Source organism: Endozoicomonas sp. 4G, assembly GCF_023822025.1.
Classification (GTDB): Bacteria; Pseudomonadota; Gammaproteobacteria; order Pseudomonadales; family Endozoicomonadaceae; genus Endozoicomonas_A.
Genome location: NZ_CP082909.1, coordinates 4,967,017 through 4,991,036 on the forward strand (window position 1 = coordinate 4,967,017; position 24,020 = coordinate 4,991,036).

The following is a 24,020-nucleotide window of genomic DNA, read 5'->3' on the forward strand; positions in this document are numbered from 1 at the left end:
CGTCAAAGCTTAAAAATCGTACTTCATTCTCAGGAAGTAGTTCTGGGCTTTGTAGTCTGAACTCTTGTTCAGTTCATAACCCACAACAAAGCTCATGTTGTCGTTGCGACGGTAGGTCACGTTGGCTGAAACCTGATAGCGGTTCTTGACGGCATCGGCTCCCTTATAGGGCTCTTCTTTGCCGGGCAGAAGCAGATAACTCGTTGTGGTTTCTACCACATCACCCTTGAAATCATGCCAGGCCATCAATCTCAGGGAAGGCTCGACTTCACCCTTGCTGACCCTGAAAGCCTGACTCAATTCAACGCCAGCACCCAGCTCAACCTTTTGATACTTCTGGCTGTCGACATCCATGGCAAAACCGGTGGCATATTTGTCTTCTTCTTTGAAGGCTTCACTTTTGACCATGGTGTAGTTGAAACCTAGCATTGGCACCATCTTCATCGCACCAAAGTTCTGGCTCATTCCTAATATAGTGGTCAGGCCGTACTGATGACTGGTGTAATCTGAAGTGATCGGGGCATCAACAAAGCCATCGATGTACCGGCTGCGCTGGTTGTTACTGCGACCGATGTTAATCACACCGTCCAGGAACCAGTTTTCCTGCTCCCAGGAACCGTAAACGCTGAGCTGGTAGTTTTTGATGGTGGAGTTGTCATTCGAGTTATGTTTGTCGATATCAGCATTGGCGACAGTGAACGCGGCTCCCACCAGATAGTCATCGTTGATAGTGGTTTCGGTGCCCAGTGTCAAACCATTCAGATCGGCATCAAAACCGAAAAGCTGGTCGCCACCGTCGTTTTTGCGATCATCCTGAGTGATGTCTGAACCCAGAACCTGCAACCAGAAACCCTGACTGGTGTAACTGCCACCGTAGGCAAGCCCGTTTTCTGGCGCTTCATCTTCCTGAACCGCCCTGACGTGGCTCAGGACGTTGGTCTTGACCTTGGTTTCTACCGTCACGTTGGTCGTCTGGATGGCATCGGAGTTGTTGACTTTACTCTCTCTGGCGAGTTCAGCCAGTTTGTTCACATCCGTAATATTGGCGATGGTGTTGTAAAAGTTATTGAAGCTTGTGGAGTTGGTGGGATCCTGAGTGATCACTGCCATCATAGCCGCCAAAGCTTTTTCAGTGGAGGCACCAGCACCTTCTTTTGCAATCATTTCCTGAAGTGACTCGCGGGTTCTTGGTGTCACGTCTACTTCCAGAGCATCGTTATCCAGTGTGATTTCGGAAACATCAATCAGTACAGAGTGCTCAACGGGTATATCAGAAACATCGCCGGAAACATCCAGATTGGTGTTGGCTTCAATGATTTTTGCATCTTGCACAGCCTCGCCTAATTCCATGACTTCCTGAGAAGGAATAATTTTCAACTTCGAGCCTGAGTCAATAGTGGCAGTACCGGTGACAACCAGAGCGGGATCGGTGTCGGAGTCAGTATCCAGCTCTGTTATGATAAGTCCTGTTGGATCAACCGTCAGATCACCCTCGATGGTTTGTGATCCAGACTTATCAAAGCTGGTTGTACCGTAGATTTTGACGTTGGCACCATCGGATTCATGTTTGATATCACCTTGGAAACGGGTGACGTCCGAACCGGTGTTACCGACTGTAATGGTTTCAACATTCTCAATATCGCCAGTGAATGTGGTGTTACCGCCTGTGTTCAGAGTATCGCCGCTGTGGGCAGCAGAACCCAGCACTTTACCCTCTATCGTACCGTTATTGACACTCATGAGGAGGTCACCACCGGCACCGCTGAAGTCAACGGCAGTATCACCATTTGATTGCAGCTTACCGCCCTTAACGACGATCGCAGCATCCTCTCCCAGCTTACCGCCTTCGGTTGCTTTAATGGCTGTTTTACCATGCAGTACCCCGGTGATGGTAACGGTACCTAACAGCTCTTCTTCAATTCTGTAAGCATCCCCGTCTTCGACCTGAATAGTACCGCCGAGTTTGGTATCTCCAACATCGATCTGAATAACGCTGGCGTCGCCGTTACTCAGCAGAATACCGTGGGCTGAACCTTTAGCGCTCAGTCTGCTGAGTGCAGACATATTCACAGCGTAACCGGAATTGGTGTCACGATAGAGCAGAACGGCTTTGCCTTCCGGGTTGTCGAGATTGATACTGACGGCCTGGTATAGCGTGCCCTGAACGTAGAAAGTCCCGTTATCGGCATCCAGAATGAAGGCGTACTCGTCAGTCGCTCCAGCATTAACATTTAAGGTCACTGCACCGAAGATTCCGGTGGCGGCATAACTATCACCATCAGCGGTGATTTCTGTAACGGCACTGGACTTGGCGGCCATGAGTGGAACGGTCGCAGCAATAACAGCGGCAAGCGTTTTCTTCCTGAACAGGCTCTTGTTCATGCTTTCTTCCTTGCAGTAGCGGACTGAGATTTTTCCAATTTAAGAACTGGCTGATGTCCACTATCGGCAGGTAACAGGAAATACTTCAATAATAATTTCAATGCCTGTTGCTTTGTTGATAACTCTCAATAGCGTCCTGACGACGCTTGCTGAGCGTTAACTGTTCCTTTATGCGATCTCGTTCCAGCTGGCAGGTTGATATCATTTCCTGATAAAGCACCTGAAGCTCTTCAAGCAGCGGCTTTACTGCTTTGGCAGAAACGGGGTCACTTTTCAGGGCCTCATCAATGGCCTGGCGGGCTTCTGAATCCAAAGCGTTCAGCCTGGTCCAATCTCTGCTGCGAATAGCCTCCCCAAGATTATCAATAGACTTTTGCAGTCGCTTTTTGACAATGTCAGGTTTTTTCATGAGGAACCTCGATGGAATCAGAGATATAGGACGATGATCACTTTCTATATCGTTGAGTCGTTGTCATTGTTTAAGCTCGTCGATGACTGGTCGGCAAAACTTGTTCTTCATGCTTCTCACTTAATATGGTAAGAATGAAAGGACTTTAGATCATGTAAGCGCAAGCAGGAGGCGGCGTGAAAAGCCGATTCAAACACTATCCTTATGGGCTCAGTCTGATTTTACTGTCCGGTTTTTCAGCCATTGCTTCTATTGAAATGGCTTTTGCAGAAGAGACCGCCGACAAGCCAGCCGACCTGAGTCTCACTCAGGTTGTTGCGCCTCTGTTTTTTGTTATTGTGCTGATTTTTGCCCTGGCCTGGGTCGTAAAAAAACTGAACGTAGGCACGCCCGCCGTTGGCCAGGGGATAACCGTCGTTTCCAGCATTCCGGTTTCCAGTCAGGCCAGAGTCTGTCTGATTCGAATCGGCGAAAAGGATATCCTGCTGGGGGTCACCAATCAGCAAGTCAATTTAATTCACACCTTTGATGAGTCTCCCCTGCCTCCTGATAACAGGGGAAACCAGCAGGATTTTGCGGCACAATTCAAAAACCTGCTGAAAGGTAGTCGCTCGAAGTGAGCCACCGTCAATTTTTACACGAACAGCTCTTTTCTGGGCTTTGGACGGAATTGGGTAAATATCCGCTATACAGATGAGTGTCAGGATCAGGATAATGGGCAGAATAATAGAATACCCGTGACGTCGACTCATAGTGCTTTTTCACCCGATCTCCCTCGGCGTCGGCGGTGTAATAATCACCACGAATGACGATACGATAAAGACCCTCTTTGTCGTAACGATCAGGTGTCCATTCGACGGTAGCAACACCCGATTGCCATTTAAACCGGGTGGTCCAGTCATCATCTGTGGCAACCGTATCCCATGATTCTGTACAGTCATTCTTCTTCTGCACATAAAAAAAACTATCAAGATTCATACCCGATCCTGGGTGTGATGCAATATATTGAAGCTTCACTGACTGGCCTGAGTCGATGCTACCCTGACTGGCGGCCACTATCCTTCCATATCGGGCATCTTCTTTTTCCAGAACATCCTCCACATGAACATTGTCGTACAAATAACTCAAATCCAAAGGTACTGCTTCATCCACAGGAGGTGGCTGTTGTTTGCTTAATTGCCTGTAGAGACTGGAAAAAGCCTGCATCATGGCATTCAGTTCCCAGGGGCCAAATAAAGTGGAAGCGCCTTCATAATGCTGTTGGGAAAACTCCTCTGTTGTGGTCAGATAGCTGACATAATCGTTAGAATAACCGGCGATCACGATATTTCCGGGAAAAATACCTGAAAGTTCTGACAACCTGTTTCGAAGCCTTCTCCCAGCCATGGCCGTTGGTTCAACGGGCAACGCAGCAATCTGAACATTCCCCAATTTAGCCAGCATCAAGGGCAGGACTTCGGGCACCCAGGGCTGATTAATCACTTCCCGGTGCATATTGCCCGGGGGAAACACGCCGTTGAAATAGTGGAAGTTTTTCCCACGCCCCAACGACAGCATAACCGGCTTGGGCTTTTGACATTCCAGCTCTTCTTCTGACGGTGAGGTCAGAAAATTAGTGACTTTTCTGACCCACCATTGTTCATCACTGCGGCCCTCATAGGCCCCCAGTAATAGCCTCACCAGATAAGGTGGCCGACCATCTTCCGTGCCTGCGGCAAAACTGTACCCCATTGCCGGGCTACAGGTTTTAACCGGTTTCTGCTGTCCCGAATATTCCTGCCGGACTTCGTAGTTGGAAAAATCCACCCAGTTTTGCACCGACACAATGGGTCCAAACACTTTCCTGCCTTTGCTATTAAACATTTCCAGGGCTTTTTTAAACTGCCTTTTACCAATTTCCCTGACACTTTCATCGGGATTTTTACCGGGTCCGGTGCCATCAAGGTTCAGGTTGGGCGTCAGATCCCCAGCGTTCGTTTGTGGAAAAGCAGCAATAAAAGAAGGCACTCCCCAGTTGTACTTTGCATAACGTTCAAAAGCCCAGCTGGCATAGCCTTTGTTGTCACTGCTCAACAGGTGATTACTGCCGGGAAAAGAGACGCCATGGGTCGCAAACCAGGTGATGGCACCTAATGGTTTACCTTGCCGGGTAAACCTGAGTTGCTGAACAAACCGGTCGATAGGCTCTTGTTCGCTGGCATCCACATTATTTTCATAGGCCGGCAAAGAGCGATTGCTGCTGGCATTATCCAACAACCCCGTTTTCATCCAGACCTCTGAAGGAGCAAGGTCCGCATGAGCCATCCTGATGGCCTGAACAATGCCTGACACCATCTTTTCAAAAGTCCGGTCATCGAATACGCCATAGGGCATATTGTATAAAAAATGATGGGACTGACCGGCAGCGGCACTGTGGGTATGGGTCGCTGACAGGATGACGTTGTGACGGTTATAAAGAGCACCAAACTGCTGTTCCAGTCGGTTGAGAACCGCCTGATAAACACTGGCAAAGATAGCTCCGGCATCAATAACCACAATGGCAAGACGATGACCTTCGCCATCCTGACTCACGACAAATGCCCTGGCCCATTGGCGATCATTGATTCCGGCACTGATCTGGCTGCTCTCGGCATAGCCCATCATGCCACTGCCCACGGCTGGGCCGGTGATATCCGTTTTACTGACCCCAACCCAATAAGAAGCACTGGCCTGGGATACCAGAAAGAGAAGGGTTAAAAAGAGACCAACGGGAGTTAATGTGAGTCGGTTCATAAAAGCCTCTGCCTATTTAGGAAAAGGGAGTATAGCTGGCTATCAGATTCGACAAGGCTTATGTGGCGTGCAACTGGGGAAAACTACCATAAGAAGACCACAACAAAGACACAGTTATCCAACAAGTTATCCACAGGTTTCAGCGTGGGAACCCATGCCTGTCTCGCGCTGTAGAGTCGGCTTTTAAGGGGAGGTATGCATTCCCACGCAGAGCGTGGGAACGAGTGGTAAGAGGATGGGAATACGTTGTCGGAGTGTGTTTCGCTATTGCTTCATCATCATGCCAACCAGTTGCAGCATCTGCATTTCTGTCTGGCAAATTCTCTGAAGATCTTCCTGGGTCTCTCTGCTCATATCACCCAGTCGATCGCTCATTTCATCCTGCCCATGCCACTTTTCAGCGGCCATATCGTCCGGGTAAGCGGCGACCAGTCGATCATGGAGTCCCTGCTGCTTTTCCCAGAGAACACTGAGCATAATGATAAGAATGGGAGGAGCCTGCCCTGTTAGTGAACGAAGCTTGATGTAAGTCCAGTACAACTGAGCAATTCGAAAAGTGCTGTTGCGCAGACACAAAAGCGATAGATAAGCTTCTTCCTGATCAGTCATGAAGTATCTCCTCAGTCCATTTAGAGCACCCGGAACCCCTTCTCTGAAGACTTAGGAAAGTCTCCAGCCTTGAGTAATACTGCGGATGAGGGTCACTTGCACAGCGTTAGAAAAGTGACCCATAAAATTACTGTAACATGGCCATCACCATTACCTATAGATAAAATCGACCGGTTTCCCGACATCCAAACAAAAGGCTATGAAAGTCGGAAAAATCCCTGGTTCAAAAAACTTATCCACTTTTCCACAAAAACCCTGATCAACCCCCTGAATGAACTGTGGATAAGTGAGAGATAGCCTTTAAATCTGGCTTCGCTGAGAAACTGATCAAAAAATAACCAGCCACCAATAAATCACTGTTTAAGAACGAGACCCGGTGACTGTCGGATCACACGTCTGACGCCAAGCCAGCCCGACAGGCCAATCAATATGGCACTGACCACGGGAAGCGTAAACCAGAGCCAGATAGCAGGCTGCCAGGAAAGCTCAAAGACCTGAGCATTCAGCCACGCACTGCAAAGCTCTGTGCCCACCACAGCGATCACGCCGGAAAATGCGCCTATGATGAAGAACTCTCCCACCTGCATGATCATCAGTTGCTTTGCGCTCCCACCCAGAGATCGGATCAGGGCCCCTTCACGCAGTCGGGTATCAAGACTGGCTTCTATGGCCGACGCCAGAACCAGTAAACCTGCCAGCAGCAGCGCCAGCAGCATGGCTTCCACCGCAAGAATGGATTGCTCAAGCATCACCTGAACCTGACTGATGACCGCATCCATATCCAACAGGCTGATGGTTGGAAACTGTCTGACCAGTTCATTCAAAACCAGCCGATCCTGCGGTGGCAGATAAAAACTGTTCAGCCAGGTCGTTGGCAGATCCTTCAGGGAAGCTTCTGGCAACACCATGTAAAAATTGGGTTGGAAGGATTCCCACTGAACTTTCCTGATGCTGGTGACTTTGGCCGTCAGTTTCGTCCCCACAATCATAAACGTCAGCTCATCACCCAGCCCGACGCCCAGATGTTCAACAATCGACCTCTCAATGGAAATCTCACCGGTATCGCCCGGTTGCCACCATTCGCCTGCCACCGTCTCCGTTGCAGGTGCGGGCTGGTCTGACCAGGTCATGTTCAGCTCACGATGCAGGGAGTTATGATCCCTCTGCTGTTCTGAAACAGCCTCTTTGGCTGGCTGCCCATTGATTTCAATCAGCCGACCCCGAACCATGGGATAAAGAGACGTTCCCTCGACATCATTGCTCTGCAGGAAGTTCTGAAAGGGTTCAACTTCGGCTGGCTGAATATTGACTGCGAAGTAATTGGGGGTTTTCTCGGGTAATTGTTGCTGCCAGCGTTCCAGCAAATCCGTTCTTACCAACAGTACCAGCGCCATAGCCATAAACGTCAGGGTAAAGGCGATTAACTGGGCAGACGTTTGTCCCTGTTCCTGTAGCAGTCGTTTCAGACCCAGCCGCCAGGGCATGGGGACGGGCTGTTCTGACAAACGACGTTGAACGCTTGTTAAGCCAGCTTTAATCGCCAGGGTGATCAGTAATATAACGACACCGACGCCGAGAATTATCCCTGCTGTCATCAACAACCGGCCTGTGTGATACCAGAGCAGCACCAGCATGGCAATCAGAGAGAGCCCATAAACCGACCAGACCCCTGCGACAGCCGGTGACAGCTCACGCCGGAGTACCCTCAGTGGCGTAACGTCCTTCAGCCTGAGTAAAGGCGCCAGCCCAAAACCGATCAAGGTAATAATGCCGGTCAAACCACCCACAACCATGGGTACGGGACCGGCTTCAGGGAGCCATGCAGGCAAAACACCCGCCAACAGTTTGACCGCGCCCATTTGCAACAACCAGCCAATGATCACCCCGGGTACTGCCACCAGAACAGCCAGCCAGAGCAACTCTGCGATAAAAATCTGCATAAGCTGATTTTGCTGTGCGCCCATGCAGCGCATCACTGCGATACCATCAAAGCGTCGTTCAGCAAAACGGCGGCTGGACATAGCAATCGCAATACCGGCCAGCAGCATGGCGGCAATGCTGCCCAGTCCCAGAAACTGTTTTAGCAGTGAGACGGAGCTGCGCAGGTCTTCCCGGTCATCTTCTGCCAGATTCAGCTTTTCACTGTCAGATAAAAGGGGCTCAATCGCCGTTCTGAATCCGGCCAGCTGGTGGGCGTCGCCGGCAATTAATGTTTGCCAGTAAACCCGACTGCCCGGCTGGATAATGCCAGTGGCATCCAGATCGTTGATGTTAAACATTAAGCGGGGAGACAGACTGTAAAAACCACTGCCACGATCGGTTTCCAGAGTGATGGCCCGTGCGACTTTGAATGTGGCTTCGCCAAGCAGTAAGGTGTCGCCTACTTCGACGCCCAGTAGTGGAAACAGTCTGGGTTCCAGCCAGACTTCTCCCTGGCCGGGGGTGTCCTTAGCCACTGTATCCGTGGCAAAAGGCTGATGGGCCGTCCTTATGTGTCCACGCAAAGGATAATTGTTGGAGACCGCTTTCGCTGAAACCAGCTGCATCTGGTCTCCAGCCATAACCACCGAAGGAAACTCCAGCACAGTGGCCCGCTCAACAGGTTGGTCTGCTATGGCCTGACTGACCTCTTCAGATAGCCTTTTGGGACTGCTGATAACCAGATCAGCCCCCATCACCTCGGCCACCTGTCTGCCCAGGGAAAGCTGAAGCCGGTCACTGAACATCGCAATGGCGGTGCTGACGCTGACAGCCATTAGCAGGGATAATATCAGCAGCCAGAGTTCGCCGGATCGCCAGTCCCTCACCAGAAAACGCCACGAGAGCAAAAGACTTCGATTCATTGGGCGACTCCAGAGTGTTCAACCGTTTCTTCCAGATGTCCCTGAGTCAACCTTAAAACTCGCTGACAGCGCCGGGCCAGATGCAAATCGTGAGTTACCAGCACCAAAGTGGTGTTGTTCTCCCGGTTCACTTCAAAGAGTAAGTCAATAATGCTTTCGCCGGTTTTCTCATCCAGATTGCCCGTCGGTTCATCGGCAAAGAGTATGTCTGGCTGCCCGACAAAGGCTCTGGCAATGGCAACCCGCTGTTGCTCGCCGCCGGATAACTGTCTGGGGTAGTGAGTCAGCCTTTCAGATAAACCCACTCTTTCGAGTAATGTTTTGGCCTGTGTCTGGGCATTCTCTTTTCCTGCCAGTTCAAGGGGCAACATGACATTTTCCAGGGCGGTCAGATTAGGCAGAAGCTGGAAAGACTGAAACACAAAACCGGTATGATTTGCCCGAACCCCGGCTCTGGCGTCTTCATCAAGATGATCAATCCGGTTGCCAGCCAGGGCCACTTCACCTGCAGTTGGCCGATCAAGACCGGCAAGAATGCCCAGCAGAGTGGATTTCCCGGATCCGGAAGTTCCGATGATGGCGACAGACTCCCCGGACTTGATCTTGAGATTGAGTCCGGACAAGATGGAGAGTGAACCACTTTGGGCCGTCACTGTTTTCGTCAGGGATTTCGCCGAAACGGCAATGGAGGATTCTGTGCTAATGGTCATACGCAGTTGTTTGCCGATGTTTACGTTAATTGTTATTGGGCGGTTGTTTTCCGTGAAAACTATTTTGCGTTACCCGCGTTCCTGTTCGAGAATGACACAAAATCGTTTTTTAAGCTCATGGCTTTTCATACGCTCATGGCTTTCAATACGCTCATGGCTTTCAATACGCTCATGGCTTTCAATACGCTCATGGCTTTCAATACGCTCATGGCTGTTTATCGGATCTCTCGCACTCAGCTGCAGTGCATCCGCTGCTGAGAAAACCCTGCTGGTTTATGGCGACAGCCTCAGTGCGGCTTACGGTATTGACATTAATCAGGGCTGGGTTTCTTTATTACAACAAAAAATGCAAAAAACTAACCCTGATTGGCAAGTGGTCAATGTCAGTATCAGTGGCGAGACGACAGCAGGCGGCCTGAGTCGGTTAAAAACGACACTGGATAAGTATAAGCCGGACCTTATGCTGTTGGAACTGGGTGCAAACGACGGGCTGCGGGGTACTTCTTTAAAGAGCACCCAACAGAATCTTGAAAAAATGATTGCAATGGCTCAGGCCAACCAGGTCAAAACCGTCCTGTTTGAGATGCAGATTCCGCCCAATTACGGACCGCTCTACACCCGTAAATTCACACAGATTTTTCAGGAGCTGGGCAAAACCTATAACCTGAAAGTCGTGCCTTTCTTTCTGGAAGGTGTAGCGGGAAACAGTGACCTGAATCAGCCCGATGGCATCCACCCAACCGCCCAGGCTCAGCCAAAGCTGCTCGAAAATGTCTGGATTATTCTCCAGCCACTGCTGGATTAGTCTATTCTCATATTCGTTTTTTTTATTTAAAGACGGATTTAGTTATGAATCATCATTTTGTTTATCAGTCGAGATGGCTTTTTTTATTGGTTTTGTTATTTAGCCTGCAAACAATGGCTACCAACTGTGATAAATGCGGCAAAGATAAAGAACCGGGTCAGAATGGGCAAACGTTATGCCGAACCTGTGACTCCGAAAGTGAGGAAGGGCAAGCCTGTGCCCCCGAAAAGTTGCCTTCTTCCGGTCCGTCATCCGACAGAATGTGGGTAGCGGAGGGTAAAGATGAAGAAGGAGAAGAAGATGAAAGTGCGTTAATAGCCGAAATACAACTTGATGACAAAGATCTGGATGCTATTAACAAGGAACATGGCGATACATTTACTCAGGGATCTTCTCAGGAAATTAGCCAGAAGCTGTTGGAGATTGCTAATGACTTGATGGAGCGTCAACAGCAAACTCAGCTAGAGATTGAGGAGCAACGGCAAAAAGAGAGGGAGATGTTGCAAAAACTGCAACAGGCACTGATTAGTGCAGGCGCTGATCAGAGAGAAAAGCAGCGCATCCACGAACAAATCATCGGTCTGACTCAGCAGAGATCTATGGCAATAACCCAATCTACATGGTCAACTGACCTGTCAGGTATGGGACTCTTTTACCTGTCCAGTGCTGACCTTCAGAATGCTCAACTGATGATGGATCTTACTGGCGTTTTTCAGGCCATTCAGGAAGGAGATACGATACAGCTGATCATTACCCATACGCAGGTGGCAAACGAGGGCAGTCAGGCTGCCGCAGGCACAATCACGCCAGTTTTGCTTGGCGCTATTATTCCAGACCCTGATGTGCACAGTCGTACAAGATTTACGAATATGCACCTGTTAATTGGAACTGCGCCAGTTCACGTTACAAGAAATAATTTAATGAGCGTGCTCATAGCCGCTATGAATACACTCCGTGAAAACGTGAGCACTGGTCATTTAACCTTACACTTTTTCCTGAGTCCCCAAGTGTACTCTCAGGATAACTTAGACTTTCTGCCACCAGCCCCCGACTTCGATCCGTTTGACCGTAACTTTCCTGCTGGCGATTTTGCCACTGATTAGGCCTTGTGACGGCGGATTAAATGTTCATTTTTTATTAAGGGCCGATTGAGATATGCATCATTATTTTATTCATCAAACAAGATGGCTTCTTTTATTTGTTTTGTTATTTAGCCTGCCACTGCTGGCCAGCCCCTGTAAGCATTGCGGCAAAGAGAGTAAGCTCGGCAAGGATGGGCAAATGTTCTGCCAGACGTGTAATTCCGGGAAATTTACTTTTACATCTCATGATCCGTCATCCTTCGCTAATAAAGGTTTGAAAAGCTCTATAGCCGGAAAGAACTCTTCAGCCAGGAAGAGCGTTTCAGGAAAGAAAACCACCCAAGCAACGAACCCTGAGATACCTGCTCCCGAGTTAGATTCATCATCCTTTACCATCCTGTTGATGAAGGATGAAGATGGAAGAGTGGTGGCTCACGTTCAACTCAGTGACATGGCTTGGGATGCTATTGAACGGGGAGGTGGCAAACAGCTTCTTGAGACAATTGATAAGACTCTTAGGGGTATTCGCACTAGCATGAAACTGACGCATCTGAAAGTTGTGCGTGAGCGAAGAGGTCATCTGAAAAAGGTATTGGTCAATCAAAATAATAAGAAGACAGTGCTAAAACTGCGTCAGGCGCTGCTCAGTGCAGGAGCTGAAGAGATAAGAAGGATACCGATCCATGACAGTGCAATCGCTCTGACTCTTGAAAAAGCCAGAAAAATAAGGGAGTCTCAATGGCCGAACCTGTCAGGTACGGGAATGGTTGAGCTTGTCACTGCTGAGTTTCAGAGTGTCCCACTGATGGATCTTAGTTCTGTTTTTCAGGCTATTCAGGCAGGAAATATGATACCGCTGATCATTACTTCTACGGAGGCAGCACATGAGGGCAATCAGGCTGCCGCAGGCACAGTGACGAGCGTGATGCTGGGGGCTATTATTGCAGACCCTGCGAACAGTCATACAGGGTCTACCGATATGCTTCTGTTAATGGGGAATCAGCCACTGCATATTACTCAAAATAATTTAATGAACATACTCACAGCCATTGTCAACGCACTCGGTGAAGACATGCACAATGTTCATTCATCCTTACACCTTCTCGAGACCCCGCAAACGCATAATCAGGATAACCCGGATCATTTATCATCAGTCCCCAATATTGAAGATTGGATTAATCGCGCCCCTAACCTTGGCGGATCTGCTGGTGGATCAGGGCAGTAGATCCTTTACATTGCAGAACAGATTCAGCACTTGTATATTTCCTGCGTGTACCATACCCTTCTCAACCCGTGACTGAAGGCTTGTTATATCAGCCAGCAGTCACAGCTAGAAGGTACCCCGGTGTACACCACACCTGGGAACAATCCGGTAATTTTCACCATGCCCAAAACTACCTGAATCAGACGTTTGCTGAAATGAGAAGTCGAAAAGAAGTCGTCCGGCAACTGGACAGGATTGATCGTAATATTCTTCGCACACTCCAGGAAAACGGTCGTGTTTCCTACGTGGATCTGGCAGATCGGGTGGGACTGAGTACCACACCCTGCATGGAAAGGGTCAAACGTCTTGAGCGGGAAGGCATCATTCAGGGCTACAGTGCCCGATTAGACCCCCAATACCTTCAGGCGGGTTTGCTGGTCTATGTTGAAATCAGCCTCTATACCAAGTCGGCGGATATCTTTGACGAGTTTCGACAAGCGGTTATCGCTCTGCCTAACGTGTTGGAATGCCATCTGGTTTCCGGCAACTTTGACTATCTGGTCAAAGCCCGTATTTCCGAAATGGCCTCATACCGGGAGTTGCTGGGTGACATACTGCTGAAGCTTCCGGGCGTCAGGGAGTCGAAAAGCTACATTGTCATGGAAGAAGTGAAAGAGACACTGAATCTCCCAATTCCTGATTAGTTCAATAATCCCTGATGAAATAATTCAGGGCGACTGCATCCTGCTCTTCAATATCATGAAGCTGGAACCCCGCGGCAAAGTCCCTGGTGTGATCGCCCTGTTTATTACCAGACTGACACCAGACACATTTAGCCACCAGCGTTACATGATGTGCGGTGTCATTGAGGCCGGGCAGAACCATGGTAATATTCCTGATGTCTTCCAAGCGGATGGGTTGATCCGTAAGAATACTGAATCCTCCCCTGGATACATCTTCCAGAACTCCCAGCAACTGACCACTTTCATTGTCCATGACCTGAGCGGGCTCAGCCAGAACCTTGCGTGGATAGCGCCGCTTCTCAAGTACAGTATCCGTCATGTCATGTCCTCTCTCGTTCATAGAGCGAAATTTCAAGATACCGGCTTTTGCACAAGATGACAAAATTCTCCTGCCTGCACCGACCTGCTTATGTTGTAAGATACCCTTTTTTCACAGTTTAAATACGGCTTACTATGTTGCTATCCCTTCCACCTGCCCTGACGCTGACCTTTGCCATTGTATTAGAGGTCTTTGCCACGTCCTGGCTGCCCAAGACCAATCAATTTACTTCACCGATACCCACCATGGCGGTATTGATTGGCTATGGCCTGGCTTTCTATCTGTTGTCGATTACTGTTGAAACGATGTCACTGGGTGTGGCTTACGCGATCTGGTGTGGTGCAGGCATTGTTTTGGTGGCAGCTTTATCATGGCTGATCTACGGGCAAAAGCTGGATATCTATGCATTAGTGGGCATTGGCTTTATTTTAACCGGAACGGTGATTATCAATCTTTTCTCTTCTTCTGTGAGTCATTAACGGGTCATCAGAGTGTCGACAAGAGTGTCGACATTGCGACTGGCTACAATCAGATTAAAAACGGTGGCTTCGTTTAAAGAGAATAAGCCAGCGGAGCCTCCCGGCTTGTTAAAGCAGCATATCCTGTCGACAAGCCTCAGCCCATACCAACGGAGAGCGCTTCATCAGGAAGCTCTCTGTATATTCCCCTTGAATGTATTCATAATAATGCCGGGCACGCATTTCACGGTTACTCCTGTCATCCAGCTTTAAACGTTTAATGGTGTCATCAACCTTTTGGAAAACATTCTCTGGCAGTCCCGGAGCTGGAAAAATACGCCCACTCACTAACTCCACATGAAACCAGCCATTCTCTATTTCAAAAGGATCCAACACATCTTCATAATCGTTTTTGCGGCTATTGATGATAGAGCTTGCTAACCGGTAGTTACTCCACTCATAAGCCAGGTCCACCCGTCGGGATTTAGCTGCAAAATGTTCCACCGTAGCACCACCGGTAGTGCGTTCAAAGTGTACTGCCAGGTAGCCGCAAATACCTGAATAAGCCTGATATAACTCATCCATACAGTCACGCCAATAGGGAGAGATCTTCACGCCTTCAGGCAGAGGCTTGTCCAGGTCAATACCTTTTTCTTCAAGATGACGAATCCCCTTCTGGCGTACCTTCACATTAAAATCCACTGGTTCCGGCTGAGGGTTTACTTTAATCACTCAACCACCCCTTTTTCTCAGCGAAGGAGCGCCAGCGCATCCAGAAAGGGTCGGTATCACTCAAAACAGTCCGCAGTTTTTTATCTATGTTTCTGACCTGCAGTAATGTCACAGAATCGCTACTTAAAACCTTACTGGCTTCTTCCATTATGATTTCTGCCTCCAATGAGTATGAGCTTTTTAAATCAAAAGCTTCACTGGAAAGCCAGTTATTGGCATTACCTTGTCGAACAAAATGCCTCTCTGAAATAACAGCACAACCCCTCCCTTTTTTATCTATTTCAAAGTCCAGGTCCAGCCAGCCATCTTTTTTAGCGTCAAAGAAAGGCTCTACTGACGCCATCACCAGAGGGGAGTGCGTGGCCGTGATGAGTTGCACATTTGTATGCTTTGCCACCAGCAATTTCACCACTTCCAGCAGGGACACGATAATACTGCGTTGCCATTTGGGGTGAAGGTGCGCTTCAATTTCATCAATCAGGAAAATGATCTGTTGGGTCGGTGTCTGACCCAGTAACTTGCAGGCTGCCACATGTTCCCGCCAGGCCCATACCAACAAATAGGCTAGGGCAATGATCCGCTTCATGCCTGAAGAAGCATGAATCACAGGCACTTCCTGCCCATAGGGCATTTTCAGGGTAGGAATATCTCTTGAGTCATTCAGGCTAATCCGCGCCAGTTGGCCCGCTTCAATAGGTTCTTCCGGGGAAGGGGACAAAGCGGAGAGTACTTTTTGCAGTAGTGCAAATGTCTCACCTTTTTCTTTCTGCCAGCCTGCCCAGTCCTGTATCAGACCATTACAGAGGGGCTTACCGTCTTCACCTCCAAGGCCATCCCAAACATTTTCGGGAGTAAACACATAAGCTGCACGCCTCTCGTGGGTCGCCCCGGTTTTGGCATCTGAATAGTTTCTGGCCGGATCCCACACTGCAAACCCACCATTGGGCAGGGCATAAAGGACCAGACCTGCCAGTGCCGGTTTGGATCTCGGAAAGACCCATTGCTGTTCTGCCCGACGAAATGGAACTTTAACCTCAACAAGCCGGGACTTTCCCTTTGACTCAAAGCCAATGCTGGCTGGTTTTTCCGGATTCACCGGACGTGCCATATAGCCAGATGTTAAGTTATGGTTTACTTCCTGAGGCCACTTTCTGGTCAGCGCCCACCAAGCAATATCCAGCAGGAAGCTTTTACCCAGACCATTATCGCCGGTAATCAGATTCAGTCGGGGAGCAAAAGGGATGGCTTGGTTTCCTTCTGCTGGCCCGACATTGGTTAAGGTTAACGATTTCAGCATTCAATAATCTCTACAGGCACGCAATTAACATAGTTCCACGCCGGTTACGGACTGTTGCCAGTATCCCCACCACAAATGGGATGACGATACCCCTTTTTGGTGGAAAATTCGTCCTGACCGAAGGCTGCTTTCCTTGACATACTCACCACCCTAAAGGGTAGCGATTCTGCACTAATTAGATAGCGCAGGCTTCAGCCCACGGCTTTAGCAGTTTCCTGTTGCCGACGACATTAAAGCGTCGTTCGCTTGGCAGGCTCTAAGGGTATGACCTACCCCGAATTTCTTATAGAGGAAATCTGTGTCTACATCAACAATATATTTCAACGGAAACATTGATATTGTTAATAGAAGGATTCTCAACGGACTCTCGACGAACTCCTCCTACCTAAAAGACTGTCTCTTAGTCACAAATTCCGAAAGGCCATAAAACCTTCCAATCCCTTTATTCCCAAGAGGTAAGGGATTACTCAGTATGTCGATTCAGAGATTTTTAATAACCGACATTCACCACCTCACCTGACATTTTCCTGAATTCTGCTATTTATGAGATAAGCAAATATCAGGACCCCCCCTTATGCCTCCTGTTCAATACCGCAGTCAGGTCATGGATCACCTTGGTTTAGTGGCTGGAATGTGCAAAGAGCTTGGAATTGCCGAACATATCGATAAAAGAGCCCCCAAGGTATCTGATGACTGGCATATATCCCATGGTGAGTCTGTCGTTGCCATGATCATCAATGGTCTGGGCTTTACCGGACAATCTCTGCATATGTTTCCCCGGTTCTTCGCCAATAAACCTCTTGATAAACTGATCAGGCCCGGTATTAAGCCTGAGCATATAAACGACAAGGTTCTTGGCAGGACACTGGATGAACTCTTTGAACTCAATGTCAGTAAAGTCTATTTTGAACTGGCTATCAAGGTCGTAAAACATCTCAAGCTCCCATGCGATGCCCTAAATCTCGACGGCACCAGCATACACGTCGATGGACGTTATAACAGCGACAGCGAAGAGGACGATGAAGACCTCAACTGCATTAGGTTGTGCAAAGGCTACAGTCGTGATCATCGTCCGGATTTAAATCAGGCCATATTGCTTCTGATGACAGAAAACAAAGCAGGCATCCCCTGTTTATGAAGGCTGCCAGTGGCAATGTAACGGATAAGACCAGCTTCAAACTGGTGGTATCTGAACACTTGAAAAGTTTCAAAGCGGCTCTGGAATCCAGGTACTTTGTCGGTGATGCTGCTTTGTACACCTCAGAAACGGTTAAGGAGCTTGACCAGCAGGATCAGTGGTTTATTTCCCGGGTTCCTCTCAATATTGGGGCCAGCAAAGAACTGGTGCAAAGTGCACCGTCACGCGTCATGAAGGCGGTCGAAGGTTTTGAGCATTATGAAGCTGTGGAAGTGTCGTCTGGTTATGCGGATGTGAAGCAACGCTGGGTCATGTATCGCAATAAGCAGAGCCAGGAGACAGAACAGAAAGCGCTCACAAGGCGTATGCAGAAAAAATCCACCAAAGAATTTCAAAGGTTGGAAAAGCTCAGCAAAAAGGCATTCCGGTGCAAAGCTGATGCCATGGAAGCCTTTAAACAATGGCAGAAACAATCAGAACTCTGTCAGGCAGAACCTCAGATCACCTCCAAACCCTGCTATAAAGGCAAAGGTCGTCCCGCTGAAGGAGCGGAACCCGATCATCAGGAATATTACATAAGTGGTTGCTGCTCAGTAACGGTGCAAACAAGGCGGGATGCACAAGCCTCTTTGGGGTGCTTTGTGTTGGCTACCAATGATACCGATACTGACCGTCTGAACACTGCTGAATTGTTGAAGACCTACAAATCACAACAACAGGTTGAAAGAGGTTTTCGCTTCCTGAAAAGTCCGGATTTTCTGGTATCTTCACTGTATCTCAAAAAGCCGGAACGTATCGAAGCACTATTAATGATCATGACTCTTTGTCTGATGGTCTATGCTGCTATCCAGCACAGAATCCGCTATGAACTGAAAAAGCAGAGTCGAACGTTTCCAGACATGAAGAAGAAACCCGGCCAGAATCCGACAGGAAGATGGGTTTTCAGCTGCTTTGAGGGCATTCATGTTTGGGTCATCGATGGGACGGAGAAACATGTGGTAGGCATCACGGAAAGCCAGTCGACAATCATTTTTATTTTAGGGTCTACGTACCAGTCGATTTATTCCTGATTGGGGTGGTGAATGTCGGTTAATAATCAAACAATGACTAATATACGACAATGTAAAAATTAAAATACAGCACCTTTTTTCGTCTCCAGCACAGTGATAGTGACGGACTAAGCATATAAAACAATGTCGTATATTGGTTGAATAACACGATTATGTCCGAAATTCTGATTTTAACCGGGAAGCTGCGTACTGATTGGACTTCGGGCGTTTTTTCTACATTCAATTATTCAAAAGATCTGTCTAAGAGACAGACCTAAAAGAAAGGGGTTATGCGTTCGTCGAAAAGAAGTTAGTACTTTGATATCCCATTTACATTATCGATAGATTTTTAAAGTGCCAAGGTAAGCCATGAGCGCCTTCTCTCAACAATTTTCGAACCGGTTAAAGGTGCTGCTTTTTACTGCATCTTTACTGATACCGCTGGTGACGTTCTGGCTGGTGCCTTTTGGTTACTCCGTCTATATCAGCTTCACCGACTGGGACTACATTGCTCCGGAATACAACTTTATTGGTCTTGAGAATTACCAATACATGGTCGAGGACTTTGAGTTTATTCAAGCCTTGCTCAATACCTTTTGGTTCTCACTCGGGGTGGTCATTCCGACCATTGTTCTGGGTCTTATGCAACTTTAAAGGTAGCCAGTTTTATTGGTTCCCCAGCGATGAACATCATTAAAGTCCGCATTGATGAAATCAATGGTGTTATGAATGTGATGGTGGTGGAGTCTGTGGGCAATGAGCTTTACCTCTATTTTCAGTTGGGAGGTGACAAGATGATTTCAAGAATACCCTTCGATGCTGACAGGGTAGTGGCAAGTGGTGACTCTGCTTTGTTGAAATTTAAGGTGTCTCATTGCCACTTGTTTGATTTGGATACCGAAGAAACATTGGGCTAGGAGCCCGACCGTTTTAAGTGCCATCCCCCGATGGCACTTCTGGGACAACCTGCCTGACAATTCTCCAGTTGACAATACACCCGCCGACGTATTGTAATCGCTGAAGGGGCTAAAAGCCCCTGTCATCGCTGCTGTCGGTCATCACCCTGACCTTCGGCAACTGCAAAATAACAATAAACAAAACAGAGCCTTATCAGCTCTGACACATACGGAGAGATCCCGTTATGTTCAGACAGATAACCGAGGCCCGGCTCAATGACATCCATCTGAAATACGATGAAGCGTCAGGCCTCAAAGCCATCGTTGCAATCCATAATACCCAAAGAGGACCAGCCCTCGGCGGTTGTCGTATAATTCCCTACACCTCCACTGAAGATGCAGTCACTGATGCCATCCGTCTTGCCAAAGGTATGAGCTACAAAGCCGCGCTTGCCGGTCTTGATCTCGGGGGTGGCAAATCCGTCATTATGGAGCCCGAAGGTCCCTACGATCGGGAACAGCTGTTCAGGGCTTTTGGCCAATTCATAGACGAACTGGAAGGCCGCTATATTACTGCCATGGACAGCGGCTCAAGAGTCTCTGATATGGATGCCATCGCCTCTCAAACCCAACACGTTTCCTGCACTTCTTCGAGCGGTAATCCAGCCCCCTCAACCGCCCTCGGAGTTTACAAGGGCATTCAGGCGACCCTCAAAGCTCATCCGGAATTTGGCTCCTCACTTAAAGGTATGACAGTCGCTGTTCAGGGGCTCGGTAATGTTGGTTTTGCGCTGTGCCAGTTACTGCATAAGGACGGTGCCAAACTGATTGTCACTGATATTAATGAACAGAAAGTTCAGCAGTGCGTTCAGGAGTTTGGGGCAACCGCTGTCGGTGCTGAGGACATCTATTCAGTCCCCTGTGATATTTTCAGCCCCTGTGGTCTGGGCGGCATTCTCAATGAAAACACCATTCATCAGTTGCAATGCGCGGCGGTAGCAGGCTCTGCCAACAATCAACTGCTGACGCCTGAGTGTGGCCAGTGGCTGTTTGACAGGGGCATCCTCTATGCGCCGGACTATCTTATCAACGCCGGTGGCCTCATTTTTGTTGCGATGACACATCAAGGTCAGTCACAGAATGAAATGAATCATCGCATCAACGCCATAGAAGACACTTTGCTACAGGTGTTTCGCTATGAGCAACAACGCCAGTCTCCCAGCAGCCTGATTGCCGATCATATGGCAGAAGTTTTGCTTTATGGAGAGCAGGTTGGGTGACCAAAAGAACCCGATGTTAAAAATATGCGAGAGCGCAGCTGATGAAAGCCAAAGATTCCTGTCAGATTCCCTTCTATCAGTATCTTGATGAGGAGGGGGAAGTCCTTCAGAGCTTGCCTGAATGGACTGAAAATAAAGACACCCTGATTCATTACTACCGCACCATGGTCATCGCCCGGGCGGGGGATGCCAAAGCCGTTGCCCTGCAAAGAACCGGTCAGATGGGAACCTACCCTTCCTGTCTCGGGCAGGAGGCAATCAGCACTGTTTATGGTTCTCTGATGGAGAAAAAAGACGTACTGATTCCTTACTACCGTGACCTGCCCGGTTTGCTGTCACGGGGGGTTCCGCTCTCCGATGTCATGCTTTATTGGGGTGGCGATGAGCAAGGCAGTTCCGGTTCAGCCTGGGGTCTTGACTTCCCGAACTGTGTGCCTATTGCTACCCAGGCAGGCCATGCTGCGGGAGTGGCTACTGCCATTAAAATACGACACGAGCCTCAGGTAGCGGTGGTGTCCCTGGGCGATGGCGCCACCTCCAAAGGCGACTTTACGGAAGCCCTGAACCTTGCCGGTGTCTGGCAGCTACCACTAATATTTATCATCAATAACAACCAGTGGGCTATTTCTGTTCCCCGCAACATTCAGTCCGGAGCCCCGACACTGGCGCAAAAAGGCATTGCCGCCGGACTGCCTTCTGTGCAGGTTGACGGTAACGATGTGGTGGCCCTGCACGAAGTCGTCACTGAAGCCATAAAACGTGCCAGAAGCGGCAAAGGCGCTACCGTGATTGAAGCCATCAGCTATCGTCTGGGCGACCACACTACAGCAGACGACGCCAGTCGTTATCGTAACAGTGAAGAACTGCAGGATGCCTGGAACAAGGAGCCGGTCAAACGACTTAGAAACTTCCTGTATCACCGTGGCCTGTGGGACGAGCAGAAAGAGCAGGCACTAAAACAGGAAGCCGCCGCGCTGGTTGAGAAAGAAGTCAAAACCTATCTGGAAACACCACTCCCTGCTATCAGCGACCTTTTTGACTACACCTACGCCAATATGCCCCCGCAGCTGGAGCAGCAAAAGCAGGCTGCCATGGCTAAAGCCAACGGAGGAAGGCAATGATGAACAGCTCAGTATCTGAAAACCTGATTCAATCCACCGTGGGCAGCACCGTGAAGAAGATCACTCTGGTGGAAGCCGTCAACCTGGCTCTGGACCACGCTATGAAGCAAGATCCTGACGTGGTATTGCTGGGTGAGGACATCGGTGTCAATGGCGGCGTTTTCCGGGCCACTCAGGGTCTGAGAGACAAGTATGGTCTGAAAAGGGTCATGGATACGCCCCTGGCTGAAGCTCTGATCGCTGGTATGAGTATCGGGATGGCCACTCAAGGTCTGAAGCCTGTGGCAGAAATTCAGTTTATGGGATTTATCTTCCCGGCCATGGAACAGTTAATATGCCATGCCGCCCGAATGCGCAACCGTACCCGTGGACGCCTGAGCTGCCCTATGGTGGTCAGAGCCCCTTTCGGTGGCGGTATCCGCGCTCCCGAGCATCACTCTGAAAGCACCGAAGCCCTGTTTGCCCATATTCCTGGTATCAGAGTGGTCATTCCATCATCCCCGGTCAGGGCTTACGGACTGCTGCGCTCTGCAATTAATGATCCTGATCCGGTACTGTTTCTTGAGCCCAAGCGCATCTATCGAGCGGTTAAACAGGATGTTTCTGAACAGACGCCACTGCTGCCACTGGACAAGTGCTTCACTCTCAGGGAAGGCTCCGACCTGACTCTGATCAGCTGGGGAGCTTCTGTCAGTGAAACACTTCAGGCAGCCAAAACCCTGGAACAATACGCCGTGTCAGTCGAAGTGATTGATGTCGCCACGATCAAGCCGCTTGATATGGAGACCATCCTGACTTCAGTTCGCAAAACCGGTCGTTGTGTGATTATTCACGAAGCCTGCCGCAGCTTTGGCGTCGGTGCTGAAATTGCTGCCGAGCTGGCCTCGCAAGCCCTCATGGATCTGAAAGCACCGATCGAACGGGTGACAGGCTATGATACGACCATGCCCTATTATCGGATGGAAAGTCATTATCTTCCCCAGCCTGATGACATCATCAAGGCATCTCTGAAAACACTGGCGTATCACTGATATCAGCTGGAAAGGATAACAACGATGAAATTTTTCAACCTGCCCGACCTGGGTGAAGGCATTCCCGAAGCCGATATTATTAAATGGCACATTAAGGAAGGCGACTCCGTGACAGAAGACCAGATCATTGTCTCTGTCGAAACCGCCAAAGCGATTGTCGACGTTCCTGCGCCAATAAGCGGTGTGGTGGCAAAACTCTATGGTAAACCCGGCGACACCATCATGACCGGAGCACCTCTGCTGGAGTTCGTCAGTGATCAGGAAGATGCTGGCACAGTTGTCGGCGAGCTGGCAACCACCGCTCACGATAACAGTTCTGATGACAGCTTTTTTATTGGGACACCACCCGATTCCGGAAAAGCCCCCGCTACCGCAACCCGGGGTGACATCAGTGAACTGGCCGCCAGACTGGGTGTCTCCATTGCTGCGAAAAATGCTCCGAAAAATGTTAGCAGAAACTCTATTGGTCAAAGCTACCCCCTGGAAAACCCTGAACCCATCAAAGGTGTCAGAAAACACATGGCAAGGACTATGGCGCAGTCCCATGCCGAAGTGGTGCCCGTCACTCTGTTTGATGATGTGGATATCGAGCACTGGCCAAAAGGGACAGACATTACCGTTCGACTGATTCAGGCCATTACCGCAGCCTGTAAAGAAGAACCGGCACTGAATGCCTGGTTTGATGAAACGGTGATGAGTCGTGAAGTCTTTACGTCTGTCCATTTGGGGCTGGCGGTTGACAGTGACGATGGTTTGTTTGTGCCGGTCATCAGAGACGCAGAAAAACAGGATGCCGCTGCTCTGAGAAACAGTATTAATGAATTTAGAAAAGCCGTTGAAGAGCGCAGCCTGCCACCCTCCGAAATGCAGGGTGCCACCATAACCCTGAGCAACTTTGGCGTCTTTGCGGGTCAGTTTGCCACCCCTGTTGTTGTGCCGCCAATGGTATGCATCATTGGTGTGGGTCGACTGAGAAACCGGGTGGTGAGCGAGGACGGTCAGATTCAGAATCACCGGATTCTTCCTATTTCTCTGACCTTTGATCATCGAGCCGCTACTGGTGGAGAAGCGACTCGTTTCTTGCATTGTATGCTTCAGAAGTTATCTGAATAATCTATATCGGCTTTTGCCAATGGGTAA

21 protein-coding genes and 1 pseudogene are annotated in these 24,020 nt (G+C 49.2%); 13 read left to right on the forward strand and 9 right to left on the reverse strand.

The features are described 5' to 3' along the window. Positions 1–9: 9 nt before the first annotated feature. Positions 10–2,382 (reverse strand): autotransporter outer membrane beta-barrel domain-containing protein, encoded by a 2,373-nt coding sequence (locus K7B67_RS19525; RefSeq protein WP_252177532.1) that lies wholly within the window; start codon positions 2,380–2,382, stop codon positions 10–12. Between the two features lie 97 nt (positions 2,383–2,479). Beyond that, on the reverse strand, positions 2,480–2,791 hold the full coding sequence (locus tag K7B67_RS19530; RefSeq protein WP_252177533.1) for a hypothetical protein: 312 nt from the start codon (positions 2,789–2,791) through the stop codon (positions 2,480–2,482). A gap of 176 nt (positions 2,792–2,967) precedes the next feature. Between K7B67_RS19530 and fliO the strand changes: the two genes are divergently transcribed. Next, a complete protein-coding gene (gene fliO / locus K7B67_RS19535) occupies positions 2,968–3,411 on the forward strand; it encodes a flagellar biosynthetic protein FliO (protein WP_252177534.1) in 444 nt (147 codons plus the stop codon). 7 nt (positions 3,412–3,418) lie between these two features. On the opposite strand, the gene K7B67_RS19540 is transcribed toward fliO, so the two are convergent. From K7B67_RS19540 to K7B67_RS19555, 4 genes are all read right to left on the reverse strand, one after another. Further along, positions 3,419–5,563 (reverse strand): neutral/alkaline non-lysosomal ceramidase N-terminal domain-containing protein, encoded by a 2,145-nt coding sequence (locus K7B67_RS19540; RefSeq protein WP_252177535.1) that lies wholly within the window; start codon positions 5,561–5,563, stop codon positions 3,419–3,421. A 264-nt stretch (positions 5,564–5,827) separates the two neighbouring features. Beyond that, positions 5,828–6,172, reverse strand: a complete 345-nt coding sequence (locus K7B67_RS19545; protein WP_252177536.1) for a hypothetical protein — start codon at positions 6,170–6,172, stop codon at positions 5,828–5,830. A 353-nt stretch (positions 6,173–6,525) separates the two neighbouring features. Next, positions 6,526–9,015: an FtsX-like permease family protein gene (locus K7B67_RS19550; RefSeq protein WP_252177537.1), complete on the reverse strand. Its 2,490-nt coding sequence runs from the start codon at positions 9,013–9,015 to the stop codon at positions 6,526–6,528. Further along, a complete protein-coding gene (locus tag K7B67_RS19555; RefSeq protein ID WP_252177538.1) occupies positions 9,012–9,725 on the reverse strand; it encodes an ABC transporter ATP-binding protein in 714 nt (237 codons plus the stop codon). Before K7B67_RS19555 ends, K7B67_RS19550 begins: the two co-directional genes overlap by 4 nt. Before the next feature lie 268 nt (positions 9,726–9,993). Between K7B67_RS19555 and K7B67_RS19560 the strand changes: the two genes are divergently transcribed. From K7B67_RS19560 to K7B67_RS19575, 4 genes are all read left to right on the forward strand, one after another. Next, positions 9,994–10,530, forward strand: coding sequence for an arylesterase (locus K7B67_RS19560; RefSeq protein ID WP_252180614.1), 537 nt, complete (start codon positions 9,994–9,996; stop codon positions 10,528–10,530). Positions 10,531–10,574: 44 nt separating this feature from the next. Then, complete coding sequence (locus K7B67_RS19565; RefSeq protein WP_252177539.1) at positions 10,575–11,633, forward strand: hypothetical protein; 1,059 nt, start codon at positions 10,575–10,577, stop codon at positions 11,631–11,633. A 178-nt stretch (positions 11,634–11,811) separates the two neighbouring features. After that, positions 11,812–12,837, forward strand: a complete 1,026-nt coding sequence (locus K7B67_RS19570; RefSeq protein ID WP_252177540.1) for a hypothetical protein — start codon at positions 11,812–11,814, stop codon at positions 12,835–12,837. A gap of 194 nt (positions 12,838–13,031) precedes the next feature. Then, positions 13,032–13,520 carry an Lrp/AsnC ligand binding domain-containing protein gene (locus tag K7B67_RS19575; protein ID WP_252177541.1) on the forward strand — a complete coding sequence of 163 codons (489 nt, stop codon included), beginning with the start codon at positions 13,032–13,034 and terminating at the stop codon, positions 13,518–13,520. A gap of 1 nt (position 13,521) precedes the next feature. Here the strand turns inward: K7B67_RS19575 and K7B67_RS19580 are convergent, their stop codons facing one another. Then, positions 13,522–13,878, reverse strand: a complete 357-nt coding sequence (locus K7B67_RS19580) for a PilZ domain-containing protein (RefSeq protein WP_252177542.1) — start codon at positions 13,876–13,878, stop codon at positions 13,522–13,524. A 137-nt stretch (positions 13,879–14,015) separates the two neighbouring features. On the opposite strand from K7B67_RS19580, the gene K7B67_RS19585 reads away from it, so the two are divergent. Further along, positions 14,016–14,357 (forward strand): multidrug efflux SMR transporter, encoded by a 342-nt coding sequence (locus K7B67_RS19585; protein WP_252177543.1) that lies wholly within the window; start codon positions 14,016–14,018, stop codon positions 14,355–14,357. Positions 14,358–14,465: 108 nt separating this feature from the next. On the opposite strand, the gene K7B67_RS19590 is transcribed toward K7B67_RS19585, so the two are convergent. Both K7B67_RS19590 and K7B67_RS19595 read right to left on the reverse strand, forming a co-directional pair. After that, on the reverse strand, positions 14,466–15,068 hold the full coding sequence (locus K7B67_RS19590; protein WP_252177544.1) for a hypothetical protein: 603 nt from the start codon (positions 15,066–15,068) through the stop codon (positions 14,466–14,468). After that, positions 15,061–16,365: an ATP-binding protein gene (locus K7B67_RS19595; RefSeq protein ID WP_252177545.1), complete on the reverse strand. Its 1,305-nt coding sequence runs from the start codon at positions 16,363–16,365 to the stop codon at positions 15,061–15,063. The genes K7B67_RS19590 and K7B67_RS19595 overlap by 8 nt, the downstream gene beginning before the upstream one ends. 604 nt (positions 16,366–16,969) lie before the next feature. Between K7B67_RS19595 and K7B67_RS19600 the strand changes: the two are divergent. The 7 genes and pseudogenes from K7B67_RS19600 (at position 16,970) to K7B67_RS19630 (ending at position 23,993) form a co-directional block, all read left to right on the forward strand. Further along, positions 16,970–18,573: pseudogene (locus tag K7B67_RS19600) on the forward strand (IS1634 family transposase). A gap of 348 nt (positions 18,574–18,921) precedes the next feature. Next, the gene (locus K7B67_RS19605) at positions 18,922–19,206 is read left to right on the forward strand and encodes a hypothetical protein (RefSeq protein WP_252177546.1); all 285 of its coding nucleotides are present in this window, start codon (positions 18,922–18,924) and stop codon (positions 19,204–19,206) included. 29 nt (positions 19,207–19,235) lie between these two features. Then, on the forward strand, positions 19,236–19,469 hold the full coding sequence (locus K7B67_RS19610) for a hypothetical protein (RefSeq protein WP_252177547.1): 234 nt from the start codon (positions 19,236–19,238) through the stop codon (positions 19,467–19,469). Between the two features lie 224 nt (positions 19,470–19,693). Further along, a complete protein-coding gene (locus K7B67_RS19615) occupies positions 19,694–20,728 on the forward strand; it encodes a Glu/Leu/Phe/Val dehydrogenase dimerization domain-containing protein (protein WP_252177548.1) in 1,035 nt (344 codons plus the stop codon). 41 nt (positions 20,729–20,769) lie between these two features. After that, positions 20,770–21,849: a pyruvate dehydrogenase (acetyl-transferring) E1 component subunit alpha gene (gene pdhA, locus K7B67_RS19620; RefSeq protein WP_252177549.1), complete on the forward strand. Its 1,080-nt coding sequence runs from the start codon at positions 20,770–20,772 to the stop codon at positions 21,847–21,849. Continuing rightward, a complete protein-coding gene (locus K7B67_RS19625) occupies positions 21,849–22,880 on the forward strand; it encodes an alpha-ketoacid dehydrogenase subunit beta (RefSeq protein WP_252180615.1) in 1,032 nt (343 codons plus the stop codon). Before pdhA ends, K7B67_RS19625 begins: the two co-directional genes overlap by 1 nt. Before the next feature lie 24 nt (positions 22,881–22,904). Next, a complete protein-coding gene (locus K7B67_RS19630; protein WP_252177550.1) occupies positions 22,905–23,993 on the forward strand; it encodes a dihydrolipoamide acetyltransferase family protein in 1,089 nt (362 codons plus the stop codon). Positions 23,994–24,020 lie beyond the last annotated feature (27 nt).

Excerpts from the sequence above, each read along its gene's own strand:
- K7B67_RS19625 (WP_252180615.1), top strand. The coding sequence starts at position 21,849 with ATGAACAGCTCAGTATCTGAAAACCTGATTCAATCCACCGTGGGCAGC.
- pdhA (WP_252177549.1), top strand. The coding sequence starts at position 20,770 with ATGAAAGCCAAAGATTCCTGTCAGATTCCCTTCTATCAGTATCTTGAT.
- K7B67_RS19575 (WP_252177541.1), top strand. The coding sequence starts at position 13,032 with ATGAGAAGTCGAAAAGAAGTCGTCCGGCAACTGGACAGGATTGATCGT.
- K7B67_RS19525 (WP_252177532.1), bottom strand. The coding sequence starts at position 2,382 with ATGAACAAGAGCCTGTTCAGGAAGAAAACGCTTGCCGCTGTTATTGCT.
- K7B67_RS19540 (WP_252177535.1), bottom strand. The coding sequence starts at position 5,563 with ATGAACCGACTCACATTAACTCCCGTTGGTCTCTTTTTAACCCTTCTC.
- K7B67_RS19565 (WP_252177539.1), top strand. The coding sequence starts at position 10,575 with ATGAATCATCATTTTGTTTATCAGTCGAGATGGCTTTTTTTATTGGTT.
- K7B67_RS19545 (WP_252177536.1), bottom strand. The coding sequence starts at position 6,172 with ATGACTGATCAGGAAGAAGCTTATCTATCGCTTTTGTGTCTGCGCAAC.
- K7B67_RS19550 (WP_252177537.1), bottom strand. The coding sequence starts at position 9,015 with ATGAATCGAAGTCTTTTGCTCTCGTGGCGTTTTCTGGTGAGGGACTGG.
- K7B67_RS19530 (WP_252177533.1), bottom strand. The coding sequence starts at position 2,791 with ATGAAAAAACCTGACATTGTCAAAAAGCGACTGCAAAAGTCTATTGAT.
- K7B67_RS19605 (WP_252177546.1), top strand. The coding sequence starts at position 18,922 with ATGAGCGCCTTCTCTCAACAATTTTCGAACCGGTTAAAGGTGCTGCTT.
- K7B67_RS19595 (WP_252177545.1), bottom strand. The coding sequence starts at position 16,365 with ATGCTGAAATCGTTAACCTTAACCAATGTCGGGCCAGCAGAAGGAAAC.
- K7B67_RS19555 (WP_252177538.1), bottom strand. The coding sequence starts at position 9,725 with ATGACCATTAGCACAGAATCCTCCATTGCCGTTTCGGCGAAATCCCTG.
- K7B67_RS19615 (WP_252177548.1), top strand. The coding sequence starts at position 19,694 with ATGTTCAGACAGATAACCGAGGCCCGGCTCAATGACATCCATCTGAAA.
- K7B67_RS19630 (WP_252177550.1), top strand. The coding sequence starts at position 22,905 with ATGAAATTTTTCAACCTGCCCGACCTGGGTGAAGGCATTCCCGAAGCC.
- K7B67_RS19570 (WP_252177540.1), top strand. The coding sequence starts at position 11,812 with ATGTTCTGCCAGACGTGTAATTCCGGGAAATTTACTTTTACATCTCAT.
- K7B67_RS19610 (WP_252177547.1), top strand. The coding sequence starts at position 19,236 with ATGAACATCATTAAAGTCCGCATTGATGAAATCAATGGTGTTATGAAT.
- K7B67_RS19580 (WP_252177542.1), bottom strand. The coding sequence starts at position 13,878 with ATGACGGATACTGTACTTGAGAAGCGGCGCTATCCACGCAAGGTTCTG.